A 14,972-nucleotide genomic window follows, 5' to 3' on the forward strand; every position below is an offset into this window, starting at 1 on the left:
AGGTGTTTATAGACTTAGTTTGTAATCAGAACTTTATCGATGTGGTGAATTTTTTCACCTTTATAGAAAATGCTCACGCCGGAAACATTGGAGTTGCCCAGCGCTTTATATTCGACAACTTTGTCTGTTTCAACTTGCAGCGAAATTTCGTTGGAGTTTTCAAGCAGCAACTCCAGTCGCAGATCAAAGGATTTATCCTGAAGATCGGTCATTACCAGCTTAGGGGTAATGCCTGCGTGTGCAACGGTTACGGTGCCGAAAGCGCGGAAAGAAGCTGCGCCAGGCATACGGTCAATTTGTGCGGTCCAGTCTTTGGTTTTAATGCTCATAGTGTGTAACTCCTTTAATTAAGTTTGATTGCTTCCTGCACGATCAAGGTAACTAGATGAAGTTGTTTTTGGAAGAGGGTTGTTATTTGCATTTGTAAGTTTGAGTGTTTTGCTTTTTTGCTCTTGTAGCAACTAAGACCCTGCTGCTTTGAGTGAGTCGATCAGGGAGGGTTGTTAGCCTGAGGGTGTGCTTCGGTTGCGCCGCAGCTTTGATAATGAGTGCTACATGAAGCGCGCACGCCTGAAAACGAGGGATTCGGTTGCGCATTGAGCAGGCAAAAAGCCGATTCATGTAGTATAACTACAAGCTTGCTACATCCCCGGCGCCTGCCAATAACAAAGAGTCCAGCCCCTTGAATCTGCTGCAACACATCGCCCAGTCACGCCACCTGTTACGCAAGTCGGAGCTCAAGGTCGCCGACCACGTGCTGCTTGACCCGGCGGCGGTGATGCACAGCTCCATGGCCGACCTGGCCCACAGCGTGGGCATCAGCGAGCCGACCATCGTGCGGTTCTGCCGCGCCATCGGTTGTTCCGGGTTTCAGGATCTGAAACTGAAGCTGGCGCAAAGCCTGGCCGCCGGTGCGAGCTTCGGCCAGTTCGCGATCCATGAAGACGATTCGGTCGCCGATTACAGTCTGAAGATTTTCGACACCACACTGCACACCCTGATGGAGGTTCGCGAGAAGCTCGACCCGGTGGAGTTGCAGCGGGCGGTGTCGCTGATGTCCCAGGCCCAGCGTGTCGAGTTTTATGGTTTTGGCGCGTCAGGTGCGGTGGCGGCGGATGCCCAGCACAAATTCTTCCGTTTGCTGCTGACGGCAGCCGCGTATTCCGACCCGCACATGCAGGCGATGTCGGCGGTCACCTTGAAGCCGACTGACGTGGCGATCTGCATTTCCCAGTCCGGGCGTTCCAAAGATCTGTTGATCACAGCCAACCTGGTGCGCGAAAGCGGCGCCTCGTTGATCACCTTGTGCCCGAGCCAGACACCGTTGGCCGAGCTGTCGACCGTCAATCTGGCCATCGACGTGCACGAAGACACCGAAATCTATACGCCGCTGACCTCGCGCATCGCCCATTTGGTGGTGATCGACGTGTTGGCGATGGGCGTAGCCATGGCGCGCGGGCCGAGCCTGGTCAACCACCTCAAGAGCGTCAAGCGCAGCCTACGTAGCTTGCGGTTGTCGCCCAAATCGGTGAAAGCCCTCGACGACTGACGTCGTCGTAAGGTCGTACCGACCTTCATTCGCGGGCAAGTCGGATCGCCGCACCGCTCGCTCCTACAGACAGCGCATATCCGTAGGAGCGAGGCTTGCCCGCGAAGGCGTTTTCAAATCCGACAACTTTCATCTGCCTGTAACGCGCAAGCCGCCAAACCGTCATCCCTCGCGCCCATCCTGTAACTCCCGTAATCGCCTTGGGAGACTCGAAATGGCCCAGCCCTACGAAGAACGCAACAGCGCCGTCAAAACCCGTCGTCAGCAAGAAGACCAGCGCCGCATGGAATTTCGTCGCGCCATCGAAGATCGCTGCGAACGCCGCCAGTTGCTGGCCGAGATCGGTGATTTTCCCGAGCTGGAACTCAACTACTGGCAGGCAGCTCCCGCAACTTCCCGTCGAAACGCTCAACCAGGGCGCTGATCTGCACCCGTTCGCTGCGGATAAACGCAAGGAATGCGTGGGCCACCGGCGACAGCCGTTTGGCCTTGGCCTGCACCAGGCACCAGCTGCGAAACAGTGGCAGTTCTTCGACCGGTAACTCGATCAGTCCGCCGGTCGCCAACTCCAGGTTCAGGGCGTGGCGCGTCAACAGCGCAACGCCCAGACCCGCCAGCACACATTCACGCTGGGCTTCGGCCGATGAGACCTCTTGGGTCTGGTTGAAATGCACGCGCTTCTCTTTGAAATACTCTTCGCACGCCAGTCGCGTACCCGAGCCGGGTTCGCGCAGTAGCAGCGTGTAGGGTTCGAGGTCCTGCAAGCGCAACGGCCCCATATGGCACAACGGATGATCCGGCGGCGCCACGGCCACGATCGGATTGTTGAGGAACGGCAGGAACTCCAGCCCCATGTCCTGCGGCACCATGGACATGATCACCAGGTCGTCGCGGTTGTCGGAGAGGCGGCGGATCACTTGCCCACGGTTGACCACGGTCAGTTGCAGGTTCACTTCCGGATGCTGGCGTTTGAACGCGGCGAACAGGTGTGGCACGAAATACTTGGCGCTGGATTCCACCGCCAGTTTCAGTTGCCCCTGCAGTGATCCCTGCATGTCCGACAGCTGCATGTCGAGGTTTTCCAGGCGCCCGAAAATATCCCGGCTGGCCCGCTGAAGCGCTTCAGCCGCTTCGGTCATGTAGAGTTTTTTGCCGACGTAATCGAACAAAGGCTGACCAATCAGCTCCTCAAGTTGACGAATCTGCAGGCTCACGGCAGGTTGTGTGAGCGACATTTCGTCCGCCGCACGGCTGTAAGACCGTAAATCACAGACCTCATTGAAGATCTGCAATTGACGCAATGTCATACGCATCAATGACTTACGCATTATCTGAAAGCTCCCGCCGCAGGCTGATGCATCAACTATAAGTCTTTACTTATGCCTGACCCAATAATTAATCATTTTTGTTAATCCCTTGCGGGGGCTAGTGTGGGCCTGCGACTGAATTGAAACATTTGGTCACGCGTCGACCTGGTCTAGCAGGTCGTGGGTACCACCGGCTCAAGGGAAATTCCAAGTGATAACAAAGATCCTGATCGCCAACCGTGGTGAGATTGCCGTACGAATCGTGCGAGCCTGCGCCGAGATGGGCATTCGCTCGGTCGCGATCTATTCCGACGCCGACCGCCATGCCTTGCATGTGAAGCGTGCGGATGAAGCCCACAGCATCGGTGCCGAGCCACTGGCCGGTTACCTGAATGCGCGCAAGCTGGTGAATCTGGCAGTAGAAACCGGTTGTGATGCGTTGCATCCCGGCTACGGTTTCCTCTCGGAAAACGCTGAGCTGGCAGATATCTGCGCAGAGCGCGGCATCAAGTTCATCGGTCCATCGGCTGAAGTGATTCGCCGTATGGGCGACAAGACTGAAGCCCGTCGCAGCATGATCAAGGCTGGCGTACCCGTCACCCCGGGTACCGAGGGCAACGTCGCGGACATCGCCGAAGCCTTGGTCGAAGGTGACCGCATCGGATATCCGGTGATGCTCAAGGCGACTTCCGGTGGTGGTGGCCGTGGTATCCGCCGCTGCGACAGCCGAGAAGAACTTGAACAAGCATTCCCTCGGGTCATTTCCGAAGCCACCAAGGCCTTCGGTTCGGCGGAAGTGTTCCTGGAAAAATGCATCGTCAACCCGAAACACATCGAAGCGCAGATCCTCGGCGACAGCTTTGGCAACGTGGTGCACCTGTTCGAGCGTGACTGCTCGATCCAGCGCCGCAACCAGAAACTCATCGAGATCGCCCCGAGCCCGCAACTGACCCCGGAACAGCGCGCCTACATCGGCGACCTGTCGGTGCGCGCAGCCAAGGCAGTGGGCTACGAAAACGCCGGCACCGTGGAGTTCCTGCTCGCCGAGGGCGAGGTGTACTTCATGGAGATGAACACCCGGGTGCAGGTGGAACACACCATCACCGAAGAAATCACCGGCATCGACATCGTGCGTGAGCAGATCCGCATCGCGTCCGGCCTGCCGCTTTCGGTGAAACAGGAAGACATCCAGCATCGCGGTTTCGCGCTGCAATTCCGGATCAACGCCGAAGACCCGAAAAACAACTTCCTGCCGAGCTTCGGCAAGATCACCCGTTACTACGCACCCGGCGGTCCTGGCGTGCGTACCGATACGGCGATCTACACCGGCTACACCATTCCGCCGTTCTACGACTCCATGTGTCTGAAACTGGTGGTGTGGGCGCTGACCTGGGAAGAGGCAATGGACCGTGGCTTGCGCGCCCTCGACGACATGCGTCTGCAAGGGGTCAAGACCACCGCCGCGTACTACCAGGAAATCCTGCGTAACCCGGAATTCCGTAGCGGCCAGTTCAACACCAGCTTCGTTGAAAGCCACCCTGAACTGACCAACTACTCGATCAAGCGCAAACCCGAAGAGCTGGCCCTGGCCATCGCCGCCGCCATCGCCGCCCACGCAGGCCTGTGAGGAAAAGAACAATGAGCAAGCAAATCCACGTTACCGACACAATCCTGCGCGACGCCCACCAATCGCTGCTCGCCACCCGCATGCGCACCGAAGACATGCTGCCGATCTGCGACAAGCTCGACAAAGTCGGCTACTGGTCGCTGGAATGCTGGGGCGGCGCGACGTTCGACGCCTGCGTACGCTTCCTCAAAGAAGACCCGTGGGAGCGTCTGCGCCAATTGCGCGCGGCGTTGCCTAACACCCGTTTGCAAATGCTGCTGCGTGGCCAGAACCTGCTGGGCTACCGCCATTACAGCGACGACGTGGTCAAAGCCTTCGTCGCCAAGGCTGCGGTCAACGGCATCGACGTGTTCCGCATCTTCGACGCCATGAACGACGTGCGTAACCTGCGCGTGGCCATCGAAGCGGTGAAAGCCGCCGGCAAACACGCCCAGGGCACCATCGCCTACACCACCAGCCCGGTGCACACCATCGAGGCCTTCGTCGCGCAAGCCAAGCAAATGGAAGCCATGGGTTGCGACTCCGTGGCGATCAAGGACATGGCTGGCCTGTTGACGCCGTACGCGACTGGCGAACTGGTCAAGGCATTGAAGTCCGAGCAATCGCTGCCAGTGTTCATTCACTCGCACGACACCGCTGGCCTGGCTGCGATGTGCCAGATGAAGGCCATCGAAAACGGTGCCGACCACATCGACACCGCGATCTCCAGCTTCGCCTGGGGCACCAGCCACCCTGGCACCGAGTCGATGGTCGCCGCCCTTAAAGGCAGCGAATTCGACACCGGCCTGAACCTGGAATTGCTGCAAGAGATCGGCCTGTACTTCTACGCCGTGCGCAAGAAGTACCACCAGTTCGAAAGCGAATTCACCGCCGTCGACACCCGCGTGCAAGTCAACCAGGTACCGGGCGGCATGATCTCCAACCTGGCCAACCAGCTCAAAGAGCAGGGCGCTCTGAACCGCATGAGCGAAGTGCTGGCCGAAATCCCGCGCGTTCGTGAAGACCTCGGTTTCCCGCCGCTGGTAACCCCGACCTCGCAGATCGTTGGCACCCAGGCGTTCTTCAACGTGCTGGCCGGTGAGCGCTATAAAACCATCACCAACGAAGTGAAGCTCTACCTGCAAGGTGGCTACGGCAAGGCACCAGGCACCGTGAACGAGAAACTGCGTCGCCAGGCCATCGGCAGCGAAGAAGTGATCGACGTTCGTCCGGCTGACCTGCTCAAGCCGGAAATGACCAAGCTGCGTGCCGAAATCGGCGCCGTGGCCAAGTCCGAAGAAGACGTGCTGACCTACGCGATGTTCCCGGACATCGGCCGCAAATTCCTCGAGGAACGCGCTGCCGGCACCCTCACTCCAGAAGTGCTGTTGCCGATTCCGGAAGCGGGCGGCGTAGCCTCTGCCGGCGGCGAAGGCGTGCCTACCGAGTTCGTCATCGACGTCCACGGCGAAACCTACCGCGTCGACATCACCGGTGTCGGCGTCAAGGCTGAAGGCAAGCGTCACTTCTACCTGTCCATCGACGGCATGCCGGAAGAAGTGGTGTTCGAACCACTCAACGAATTCGTCAGCGGCGGCAGCAGCAAGCGCAAGCAAGCCACTGCGCCGGGCCACGTCAGCACCACCATGCCGGGCAACATCGTCGACGTGCTGGTCAAGGAAGGCGACGTTGTGAAAGCCGGCCAGGCCGTGCTGATCACCGAAGCGATGAAGATGGAAACCGAAGTGCAGGCAGCCATCGCCGGCAAAGTCACCGCCATCCACGTGGCCAAGGGCGACCGGGTCAACCCGGGCGAAATTCTGATCGAGATCGAAGGCTGAGTTAACAGCCTCGATACAACGCTTTAAACCTCGGGGGGGCATGTGCTCCCCTTTTTTTTTCCTGCTATTCAAGGCACCACATGACCCATGTGGGAGCGAGCCTGCTCGCGATTACGGTGTGACATTCAGCCCCTTCATTGGCAGATCCTCCGCTATCGCGAGCAGATATGGTGGAATGTCAGTGGTTGATTAGAACGCCATCCGCCACTGGCCTACTACACCATGACTGCGGCTATCGCTGCCCATTTCACCCGTGAGCCCCACTCCAATCGTGTTACGTGCGGAAAGCCTGAGGTCCACGCCCGCATCGACCATCAGCTTGTCCCGATCCTGCGGCGCACTGTAGACGCTGTAGTCGTTGCCGCCGGTAACGAGGCGTTGCCTAGTTTCTGTGTAGACCTTGCCATACGTGTGTTTCCAGCCTGCGCTGAAACGCGGCGTCAGTTGCATTCCGTTATCCAGCATATTGAGCTTCGCCAGACGCAGACCGAATGTACTGCTGAAGTTTTCCTCGGATTGATCGTGGACTTTCAGCGACGCATCGCCTCCTTTTTCAGTGAAACTGTCGCGCTGATAACGCTGGTACCCAAGACTGGCAAACGGTTCGATGATGACGCTGGCGCGGCCAAGGTTGTAACCCAACTCTGCAAAGGCTTGTTGGGTGTTGGCCTCGTAACGGCCTTTGGGTCGATCCTTGAAACCGTAAAATTCGACCCGGCGCGTGCTGCTCCCATCATGGTTGTTGTAAGTCGCGCCCAAGCGCAGGGACATTGGCCCGTCCTGGCGAAGTGCGTAAGCCCCCAAGTGCCAGCTATCCAGATTGCCGTCCAACTCGCGGCTCTTCTGGCGAGTGCGGGATTGGCCGCCCATCAGGCCCAGACGCCATTGCTCATCAATTTTCCAGTCGGCACCTAACACCAATCCGTGGGTGGAGTGCTGTAGCGGGTCATAGTCGCGATCCAGTTTCCCACTGTGTCCCAGCGCCTGGAGCCAGACTCGGCCATTGGCATCGCTGCCAGCTGCCAGACGAGGCGCGCCATTCTTATTATTGGAAACACTGGTGCTATCGAGCTGGCGCATGGCCGAGAGCAGGGTGGCGCTTATCGGGTTGTCACTGTTCAAGGTCGCCTTGGCGAGGTTGGCGTTGCTGTCACCGGCCAGTATTTCGAGCGCGTGGGCGGCGGTAGCTCGATCGGATCCGAGCAGGGCGGTGACGGCGGCATTGGCTGTGCTGGGTGTTCTTTGTTCGGTCTGGGTGGCCGCTGGCTCTTCAATGCTGGCACCGAACTGCTTGCCACTTTCCGTATCCGCGATGCTCTCGAAAGGTACATCGTTACGTGCGTAAGTCAGGCTGACAATTCTCGGGTCGTCGTAATTCAGTTCAGGCGTCATGAAAACAAGGTTGTTTTCGATGTCGCCGAAACGCCCCACGACGTTGGTCGCCTCAATGAGGGTGTACTGGTTGGTTTGCGGAAAATCACCAGTTGCGGCAATTTTCAGGGTTGCATCGCCAAGGCTCGCCGTGCCATCGACTTTGATCGTCTCACCTCGGCCATCGGCATTTACTTCATAGGTCAGAACTGCGGTCCTGGACAGTTTCATGTCGCCCGCTACGACAGGTGCGCCGAGTTGTCGATTGACGACAAGCCCGCCGCTTACGTCCAGCCCTCCTACGCGGCCCTTGCCACTGAAGGTTCCCGACTCATACACCTCGACGTTTTCGCCGATGCTGCCGTTGTTCACCAACGCGCCTTGAGCGACTGCGCGCCCTTGGATATGTCCGTTATTGGTGAGCATCGCCTGAGGACGCACCAAGGCACCGATCTGGAAGTCTCCGGAGTCCTTGCCGCCATTCAGGGTCCACGTACCCTGTTTGATATCCAGGCCAGCAAAATCCCGGGTTTCACCCAACGTGCCCCCTTTGGTGTGATCGAGTCTGATGACGTTGATGCCACCACCTCCGTCCAGTCGCTTGGTAATGCCCCCTCCGGAAAGGACGCTGACCAGATCGTTACGCTCATCCAATTGCAGATTTCGCCACTCCGCGATTTTGGTGATCAAGTGGGGGTGGGTATCGGCAGCTCCGATGAACGCATCGAGTTCCATAATCAAGTCTTCGGACGTTTCGAAAGGTGCGGAAGTTTGATCGGTACTGGTTTGTTGGGCCGCCGCAAACTCAGCGCAGCCCACGGCAAGTGCTATCGAAAATGCGAGGTGTTTGGGTCGGTATTTGTGTTGAACGGGCATCGAATTCGGCCTCTTTTGACAGGAGGCCAAACTCTAAAAGGGAGGCTATGTGTGCCGATGTCAGCTGCGTCCGGCAGCGATGCAGGTGGCGTCGGATGGTTGCGTGGAAAAAGAACAGTCAAATGGGGATGGCCGTATTTATCGGTTTTGCCAAGGCGCTTTTTCTTACAGGAATTCTCAACGAATGTTAGAGAAGTCAGAAGTGCCCATACCCGAAGACGGGGATCTTTTGCCTAGCTACGGCCTAAATACGCCTTCCCATAATGCCGCTCCATCCGCGCCTGAATCAGCTCCAACCCAATCGACATCACCCAGTAAATCACCGCTGCCGTCGTCAGCATCTCGATGTAGCGATAGCTCGAGCGCCCATACGACTGCGCCAGAAACATCACCTCCCAAACGCCCATCACCGAGATCAGTGACGAGTCTTTGAGCATCGAGATGAATTGGTTGGTGGTCGGCGGGATGATGGTGCGCATGGCTTGCGGCAGGGTGACGCGCCAGAAGATCACGGTTTCGCGCATGCCCAGTGCCAGCGAGGCTTCGCGCTGGCCGTGGGGGACGCCGAGGATGCCGGCGCGGAAGATTTCGCTCAGGTACGCGCCGTAGTTCAGCGACAGGGCGATGATGCCGGCGACGACGGCGCCCGGCACGATGCCGAGTTGCGGCAGGCCGAGGTAGATCAGCAGGATCTGGATCAGCAGCGGAGTGCCGCGAAAGAATGAGGCGTAGAAACTTGCAATGCCGAAGGCCACGGCGCTTTTCGACAGCCGTGCGAGGGCGGTGATGAAGCCCAGCAGCGACGACGCAACGATCGAGCACAGGCATAAAAACAGGGTCAGCGCCGCGCCTTGCAGAAAGCCGTTCGGCGCCAGGTGCAGGCCGATCAGGTTGGGCAGCTTGTCGAGGATGATCGAGAACTTCAGGTCGAAGCTCAGGAAGAAACTGGCGAACAGACCCAGCATTGCCGCCCAGGTCAGGTACAGCCGCGTGCGAAAACCGAAGATCCGTTGCAGCCGAGACTCAGCCACCGGTTGTGGTGGCTGAGGAGGGTTGGGGAAGGAAGTCATTTGCTGATGTCGGCGCCGATCCATTTTTGCGAGAGTTTGCTCAGGGTGCCGTCCTGTTTCAGCTGTGCGAAGACGTCACGCACCTTGGCGTCCCACTGAGCATCGCCTTTTTCGATGGCCACCGAGTTCGGCTCCGAGTAAAGCGGTTCACCGGCGAGCTTGAAGCGTTTGTCTTCGGTCAGGCGCGGCTGCGCGGTGACCAGGTTGGTGAGGACCGCATCCAGTCGCACGCCGGCGCCCAGCCCCAGGTCCTGGAACGCCACGTTGTCGGTGTCGTACGGGGCGATCTGCACGTTTTCAAACGGGTACTGCAACTGCGTGTCTTCGGCGCCTTCGATCACCAGGTTTTTGTTCAGGTAGCTTTCGTAGCTGGAAGCGCTGGTCAGGCCGACTTTCTTGCCGCTCAGGTCCTTGGCGTTGTGGATGCTGTCGTCCTTGGCGTTGACTACGATCACCGCGGGCGAGGCGTAGTACTCGACCGGGAAATCAAAGACTTCGGCGCGGGCCTTGCTCGGGGTCATGGAGCAGATGCAAATGTCGTAGCGCCCGCTCCAGCGGCCGGCGGCGATCACGTCCCAGGAAGGTGTTTCGAGGCGCAGTTTGACCCCGAGTTTATTGGCCACGGCTTTGGCCACATCAACGTCGAAGCCGTCGAGCTGGTTTTGGTCATTGAGGAACGAGAAGGGCGGATAGCTTTCCATCAGCACGCCGACCAGTTCTTTCTTTTGCTCGATGCGGTCCAGCGTGGCACCGCCGAAGGCTTGGGTGGAGGCAGCCAGAATCGTCAGGCCCAGGGCCAGTAGTGGTTGAAGTTTCACAGTCGACCCCTGATAAAAAAATGGTTGTTATTAACCGGATGGTGCGTATTAAATAGTTATAAGAACGACTCCGGTAGTGAGTTATTTTCATAAGAATATGAGTAAAAAGCATATGAGCGTAGCAAGCACAGTGATTCTGGATGGCGGCATGGGTCGTGAGTTGCAACGCCGGGGTGCGCCATTCAGACAGCCTGAATGGTCGGCGCTGGCCTTGAGCGAAGCGCCGCAGGCTGTGGAGGCGGTGCACGCGGCTTATATCGAAAGCGGCGCGAACGTGATCACCAGCAACAGCTATGCGGTGGTGCCTTTTCACATTGGTGAAGAACGTTTTGCGGCTGAGGGTCGAGCCCTCGCGGCGTTGGCCGGGGAGTTGGCCAGGCGTGCGGTGGACGCTGCGGGCAAACCGGTACGTGTGGCGGGTTCATTGCCGCCGTTGTTCGGTTCCTATCGTCCGGATTTGTTCGATGCAGGTCGGGTGACGGAATTGCTCGCGCCGCTGGTTGAGGGGCTGGCCCCGCATGTCGACCTGTGGCTGGCCGAAACCCAAAGCTCGATCGTGGAAGCGCGAGCGATTCACGCCGGTCTGCCGAAGGACGGCAAGCCGTTCTGGCTGTCGTTTACCCTGAAGGATGAGGACGCGGACGAAGTCCCGCGTTTGCGTTCCGGCGAACCTGTGGCGCAAGCCGCTACGGTGGCTGCGGAGTTGGGCGTCGAGACGTTGCTGTTCAACTGCAGCCAGCCGGAAGTGATCGGTGCGGCGATTGATGCGGCGCGAGAAACTTTCGAGCGTCTGGGGGTGAAGATTCACATCGGCGCGTACGCCAATGCCTTCCCGCCGCAACCGAAAGAGGCGACAGCCAATGACGGTCTGGACCCGTTGCGCGACGATCTGGACCCGCCGGGCTACCTGCATTGGGCGGCGGATTGGAAAGAGCGCGGTGCCAGCCATTTGGGTGGGTGCTGCGGGATTGGGCCGGAGCATATTGCGGTGCTTGCCCAGAAATTGGCGTGAAGCCATTCGCGGGCAAGCCTCGCTCCCACAGGTTTTGCGCAAATTTGAACGCTCCAACAAACCTGTAGGAGCGAGGCTTGCCCGCGAAGGCGTCCGTCCGGGCGCCGCTGATTTACCCGCGACACTCCGCCAGAGTTTTCACCTGCCCCGACCCCGTCTGATTCTCATCACTCAACCACCGCTCAAACCCCGCCCCGACCACCGGCCATTCCGAATCCAGAATCGAATACCACGCGGTATCCCGGTTCTGCCCCTTCACCACCATGTGCTGGCGGAACACCCCTTCAAAACTGAACCCCAACCGCTCCGCCGCGTACTTGGAACGCGCGTTGCCGTTGTTGCATTTCCACTCCAGACGCCGATAGCCCAGCGCGAACGACTCTTTCGCCAGCAGATACACCGCCTCAGTACTTTTCGGCGAACGCTGCATCGGCGCGCCAAATGTGACGTGGCCGATCTCGATGCGACCTTGTGCCGGAACGATCGACATCAAGCTGAGAATACCTTGCACATCGCCGCTGGCACGGTCGATCACGCTGAAGAAATACGGGTCGCTGTTGGCAGCGTGGTTGTTCAGCCAGTCGTTGAATACGCTGCGCTCCGGGAAAGGACCGTAAGGCAAATAATCCCAGAGTTTCGGGTCGGCGCCCGGGCCTTGCAGGGCTTTGAACAAACCGTCGCCATGGCGCGCCGGGTCGAGTTTTTCCAGGCGGATAAAGCGCCCTTCGATGGTTTGCACCGTTGGCGCCGGGACGCCTTTCCAGTCTGCGAGTGAAGTCGTCATGTCGTTCTCCTTGAACCTTAAAGGGCTTTGCGAAACTGGATGAAACCAGGGCGCTCGGCGATGCGCTCGTAGAGCTGGATCGCGGTGGCGTTGGTTTCGTGGGTCAACCAGTGGACCTTGCAGCAGCCGTCCGCTTTGGCGGTCGCGTAGACAAATTCGATCAGTTTGCGGCCGACGCCGGTGCCGCGGGTTTCGGGTGTTACCAACAGGTCTTGCAGGTAGCAGGAGTTTTCGATGCTCCAGTTCGACCGATGGTAAATGAAGTTCACCATCCCGACCGCTTTGCCGTCGCGCCACGCCAATGCCGAATGAGTCGGTTCATTCGAGTCGAGCAGGCGTTGCCACGTGCTGTCAGTGACCGCCTCAGGCAGTTCGGTGTTGTAGAAGCGCAGGTAGGCTTGCCACAACGGCAGCCACGCAGTGTGATCATCAGCGGTGACCTGGCGGATTTCAATCTGACTCATGTTCAATCCTTAGCGCATCAAGTGGGCGAGGGCCTGGTCGTGCACGTCGGGGCTGGCGGCGAGCCCCTCGCGCACACCGGCGATGTCTGCGGTGCTGCGGTTCTGGCTGAGTTTGCGTTTGCCTTCCAGGCGCTGGATCGGCAGGGCAAACCCGACGATGGCCTTGAGCATGCCGTCGATGTAGTCGGCAGGTGCATCGGCGACTGTCCATGGTTGGGCGCGACCGGCTTCATGGCGATCGGTCAACGCACTGACCAGGTTGAGCAGGCGGTCGGCATCGCTGAAAACCTCTGCGGTGCCGTAAGCGTGTACGGCGACGTAGTTCCAGGTCGGTACGACTTTGCCGTGCTCGGCTTTGCTCGGATAAAAGCCCGGGCTGACGTACGCGTCGGCACCGGCGAAAATGACCAGCGCTTCGGCACCGTTTTGCAGTGCCTTCCATTGCGGGTTGGCCCGGGCGAAATGACCGTACAGGGTGCCATTCGGACCTTGGTCGGGGCTGAACAACAACGGCAGGTGACTGGCTTGCAAGCCTTGCTCGTCGTGGGTGATCACCACGGCCAGGCGCGTTTCGAGTATCTGCTGCTGCAGTTCATGCAAATCTTTGATGGCAAAGGCGCTGGGGTTGTACATGGAAAAATTCCTTGGCGAATGCGTCCATCCTAGGCAGGCTATTGGTCTGTTGTAAGAGCCATTAACGACCAATTTCATAGGTCCATTGCCATGAGCGAAGCGCCGCTTTCCCTGTCGTTCAACCCCGCCGGTATCGAACTTGACCGCCGTCAGGGTCTTAGTCGCCAGCTCTATCAGGCCTTGCGCCTGCGGGTGCTCGACGGGCGGCTGGCCAGTGGCACACGATTGCCGGCCAGCCGGGACTTGGCGGCGGCGTTGGCGATTTCCCGCAACAGCGTGGTTCGGGCCTACGATCAGCTTTACGCAGAGGGCTTCATCGAGGGGCGTGTCGGGGACGGGACTTATGTCGCGCAATTGCCTCAAGCGGCCTTGCCCACGAAAAAACTATCCACAAAAGTATCCACAGGGTTGTCAACAGGGTTACCCACAGTCTTATCCACAAATTGGCTGGATTTACCTGTGGGTCCATCCAGTAAAGTTATCCACAGCGGAGCGCTGGGGCGCGTTGAAAAGAACCATTTGGCCACGCCGCCCAGCGGTCCGCCTCGGGCTTTTCGGGTGGGCGTTCCGGCGTTCGACCTGTTTCCCTTCGAGGTGTGGGCCAAGCTGAATGCGGCTTTCTGGCGTAAACCGGATTTGCAGCAGCTGTGTTATGGCGATCCAGCGGGCGATGAGCGCTTGCGCGGCCTGATCGCCGCTTATTTGCGCAGTTCGCGGGGGATGCAGTGCACGGCTGAGCAAATAGTGATCACCAGCGGCGCACAGCAGGGGATTAGCCTTTGTGCACAGCTGCTGGTGGAGCCGGGCGACGGGGTGGCGATTGAAAATCCGGGGTATCGGGCGGCGGGTCATGCGTTCGCCGTGGCCGGGGCAAAATTGCATGGGGTGGCGGTGGACAGCGAGGGCATCGACTGCACCGAACTGGCCCGGCTCAGCGATTGTCGACTGGCCTATGTCACGCCTTCGCATCAATACCCGACCGGCGTGGTGATGAGCCTGGCGCGGCGTCTTGAATTACTCGCTTGGGCGGAGCGCAACCAAGGCTGGATCGTTGAGGACGACTACGATGGCGAATACCGTTACAGCGGCGCACCCCTGGCGCCGTTGGCGGCACTCGATCGGCAGGGCCGGGTCTTGTACGTCGGAACCTTTGGCAAGGTCGCGTTCCCGGCGTTGCGCCTGGGTTATCTGGTGTTGCCGCCGGCACTGGTGCAGGCGTTTTCTCAACGTCGAGCGGTGGACGTTCGGCATTCCGAAGTCAGCACCCAAGCGGTGATGGCCGAGTTCATGGCCGCCGGGCATTTCCAGCGGCACATCCGCCGCATGCGCCGTGCTGCTCTGAGTCGACGCAATACCTTGCTCGCGGGCTGGCCGCAGAACATCCCCGGCATTGGCAGCCTGCCGAGTGTCGCGGCAGGGTTGCATCTGACGGTGGCGGTCGACTCACAGGTGCGCGAGTACGAGTTGATAGAAAAAGCCGCCAGCGTCGATGTCGAGATCAATGCGCTGAGCAGCTATTGGTTGCCGGATTCGCAGAAACCGGTGGACCAGCGTGCCGGGCTGGTCCTGGGTTTCGCGGCCGTGCCCGAGGCGGCCATCAGCACCGCACTCGGGCGACTGGAAAAGGTCTGGCGGCGTTAA

14 protein-coding genes are annotated in these 14,972 nt (G+C 59.2%); 6 read left to right on the forward strand and 8 right to left on the reverse strand.

Annotated features, from left to right (window positions below):
• Nucleotides 1-14: 14 nt before the first annotated feature.
• Nucleotides 15-329, reverse strand: coding sequence for a hypothetical protein (locus ACYZUC_RS20485; protein ID WP_461990010.1), 315 nt, complete (start codon nt 327-329; stop codon nt 15-17).
• Between the two features lie 353 nt (nt 330-682).
• Between ACYZUC_RS20485 and hexR the strand changes: the two genes are divergently transcribed.
• Together hexR and ACYZUC_RS20495 are read left to right on the forward strand one after the other, a co-directional pair.
• On the forward strand, nt 683-1,549 hold the full coding sequence (hexR, locus tag ACYZUC_RS20490) for a transcriptional regulator HexR (RefSeq protein WP_008027445.1): 867 nt from the start codon (nt 683-685) through the stop codon (nt 1,547-1,549).
• Between the two features lie 214 nt (nt 1,550-1,763).
• Nucleotides 1,764-1,973 carry a PA3496 family putative envelope integrity protein gene (locus ACYZUC_RS20495; RefSeq protein ID WP_008030742.1) on the forward strand — a complete coding sequence of 70 codons (210 nt, stop codon included), beginning with the start codon at nt 1,764-1,766 and terminating at the stop codon, nt 1,971-1,973.
• On the opposite strand, the gene ACYZUC_RS20500 is transcribed toward ACYZUC_RS20495, so the two are convergent.
• Nucleotides 1,915-2,877: a LysR family transcriptional regulator gene (locus ACYZUC_RS20500; protein ID WP_109626852.1), complete on the reverse strand. Its 963-nt coding sequence runs from the start codon at nt 2,875-2,877 to the stop codon at nt 1,915-1,917. The two genes, ACYZUC_RS20495 and ACYZUC_RS20500, sit on opposite strands and share 59 nt — an antisense overlap.
• 190 nt (nt 2,878-3,067) lie before the next feature.
• On the opposite strand from ACYZUC_RS20500, the gene ACYZUC_RS20505 reads away from it, so the two are divergent.
• The gene (locus ACYZUC_RS20505) at nt 3,068-4,483 is read left to right on the forward strand and encodes an acetyl-CoA carboxylase biotin carboxylase subunit (RefSeq protein ID WP_008030739.1); all 1,416 of its coding nucleotides are present in this window, start codon (nt 3,068-3,070) and stop codon (nt 4,481-4,483) included.
• Between the two features lie 11 nt (nt 4,484-4,494).
• Nucleotides 4,495-6,303: a sodium-extruding oxaloacetate decarboxylase subunit alpha gene (gene oadA, locus ACYZUC_RS20510; RefSeq protein WP_461990012.1), complete on the forward strand. Its 1,809-nt coding sequence runs from the start codon at nt 4,495-4,497 to the stop codon at nt 6,301-6,303.
• Between the two features lie 189 nt (nt 6,304-6,492).
• Here oadA and ACYZUC_RS20515 read toward each other — a convergent pair whose 3' ends face one another.
• The 3 genes from ACYZUC_RS20515 to ACYZUC_RS20525 form a co-directional block, all read right to left on the reverse strand.
• Nucleotides 6,493-8,550, reverse strand: coding sequence for an autotransporter outer membrane beta-barrel domain-containing protein (locus ACYZUC_RS20515; RefSeq protein WP_461990014.1), 2,058 nt, complete (start codon nt 8,548-8,550; stop codon nt 6,493-6,495).
• 233 nt (nt 8,551-8,783) lie between these two features.
• Nucleotides 8,784-9,620 carry an amino acid ABC transporter permease gene (locus ACYZUC_RS20520; RefSeq protein ID WP_461990016.1) on the reverse strand — a complete coding sequence of 279 codons (837 nt, stop codon included), beginning with the start codon at nt 9,618-9,620 and terminating at the stop codon, nt 8,784-8,786.
• Nucleotides 9,617-10,438: an ABC transporter substrate-binding protein gene (locus ACYZUC_RS20525; RefSeq protein ID WP_207284982.1), complete on the reverse strand. Its 822-nt coding sequence runs from the start codon at nt 10,436-10,438 to the stop codon at nt 9,617-9,619. Before ACYZUC_RS20525 ends, ACYZUC_RS20520 begins: the two co-directional genes overlap by 4 nt.
• A 112-nt stretch (nt 10,439-10,550) precedes the next feature.
• On the opposite strand from ACYZUC_RS20525, the gene ACYZUC_RS20530 reads away from it, so the two are divergent.
• Complete coding sequence (locus ACYZUC_RS20530; RefSeq protein WP_461990018.1) at nt 10,551-11,450, forward strand: homocysteine S-methyltransferase family protein; 900 nt, start codon at nt 10,551-10,553, stop codon at nt 11,448-11,450.
• 112 nt (nt 11,451-11,562) lie between these two features.
• On the opposite strand, the gene ACYZUC_RS20535 is transcribed toward ACYZUC_RS20530, so the two are convergent.
• Genes ACYZUC_RS20535 through ACYZUC_RS20545 form a run of 3 tightly spaced genes read right to left on the reverse strand, consistent with a single transcriptional unit; the run spans nt 11,563 to nt 13,331 of the window.
• Complete coding sequence (locus tag ACYZUC_RS20535; RefSeq protein ID WP_461990020.1) at nt 11,563-12,234, reverse strand: GNAT family N-acetyltransferase; 672 nt, start codon at nt 12,232-12,234, stop codon at nt 11,563-11,565.
• Nucleotides 12,235-12,251: 17 nt separating this feature from the next.
• Complete coding sequence (locus ACYZUC_RS20540) at nt 12,252-12,698, reverse strand: GNAT family N-acetyltransferase (RefSeq protein ID WP_461990022.1); 447 nt, start codon at nt 12,696-12,698, stop codon at nt 12,252-12,254.
• Nucleotides 12,699-12,707: 9 nt separating this feature from the next.
• Nucleotides 12,708-13,331: an FMN-binding negative transcriptional regulator gene (locus ACYZUC_RS20545; protein ID WP_461990024.1), complete on the reverse strand. Its 624-nt coding sequence runs from the start codon at nt 13,329-13,331 to the stop codon at nt 12,708-12,710.
• Between the two features lie 90 nt (nt 13,332-13,421).
• Between ACYZUC_RS20545 and pdxR the strand changes: the two genes are divergently transcribed.
• Nucleotides 13,422-14,972, forward strand: a complete 1,551-nt coding sequence (pdxR, locus tag ACYZUC_RS20550; protein ID WP_461990025.1) for a MocR-like pyridoxine biosynthesis transcription factor PdxR — start codon at nt 13,422-13,424, stop codon at nt 14,970-14,972.

The sequence above is a fragment of the Pseudomonas sp. GT1P32 genome (assembly GCF_054897805.1).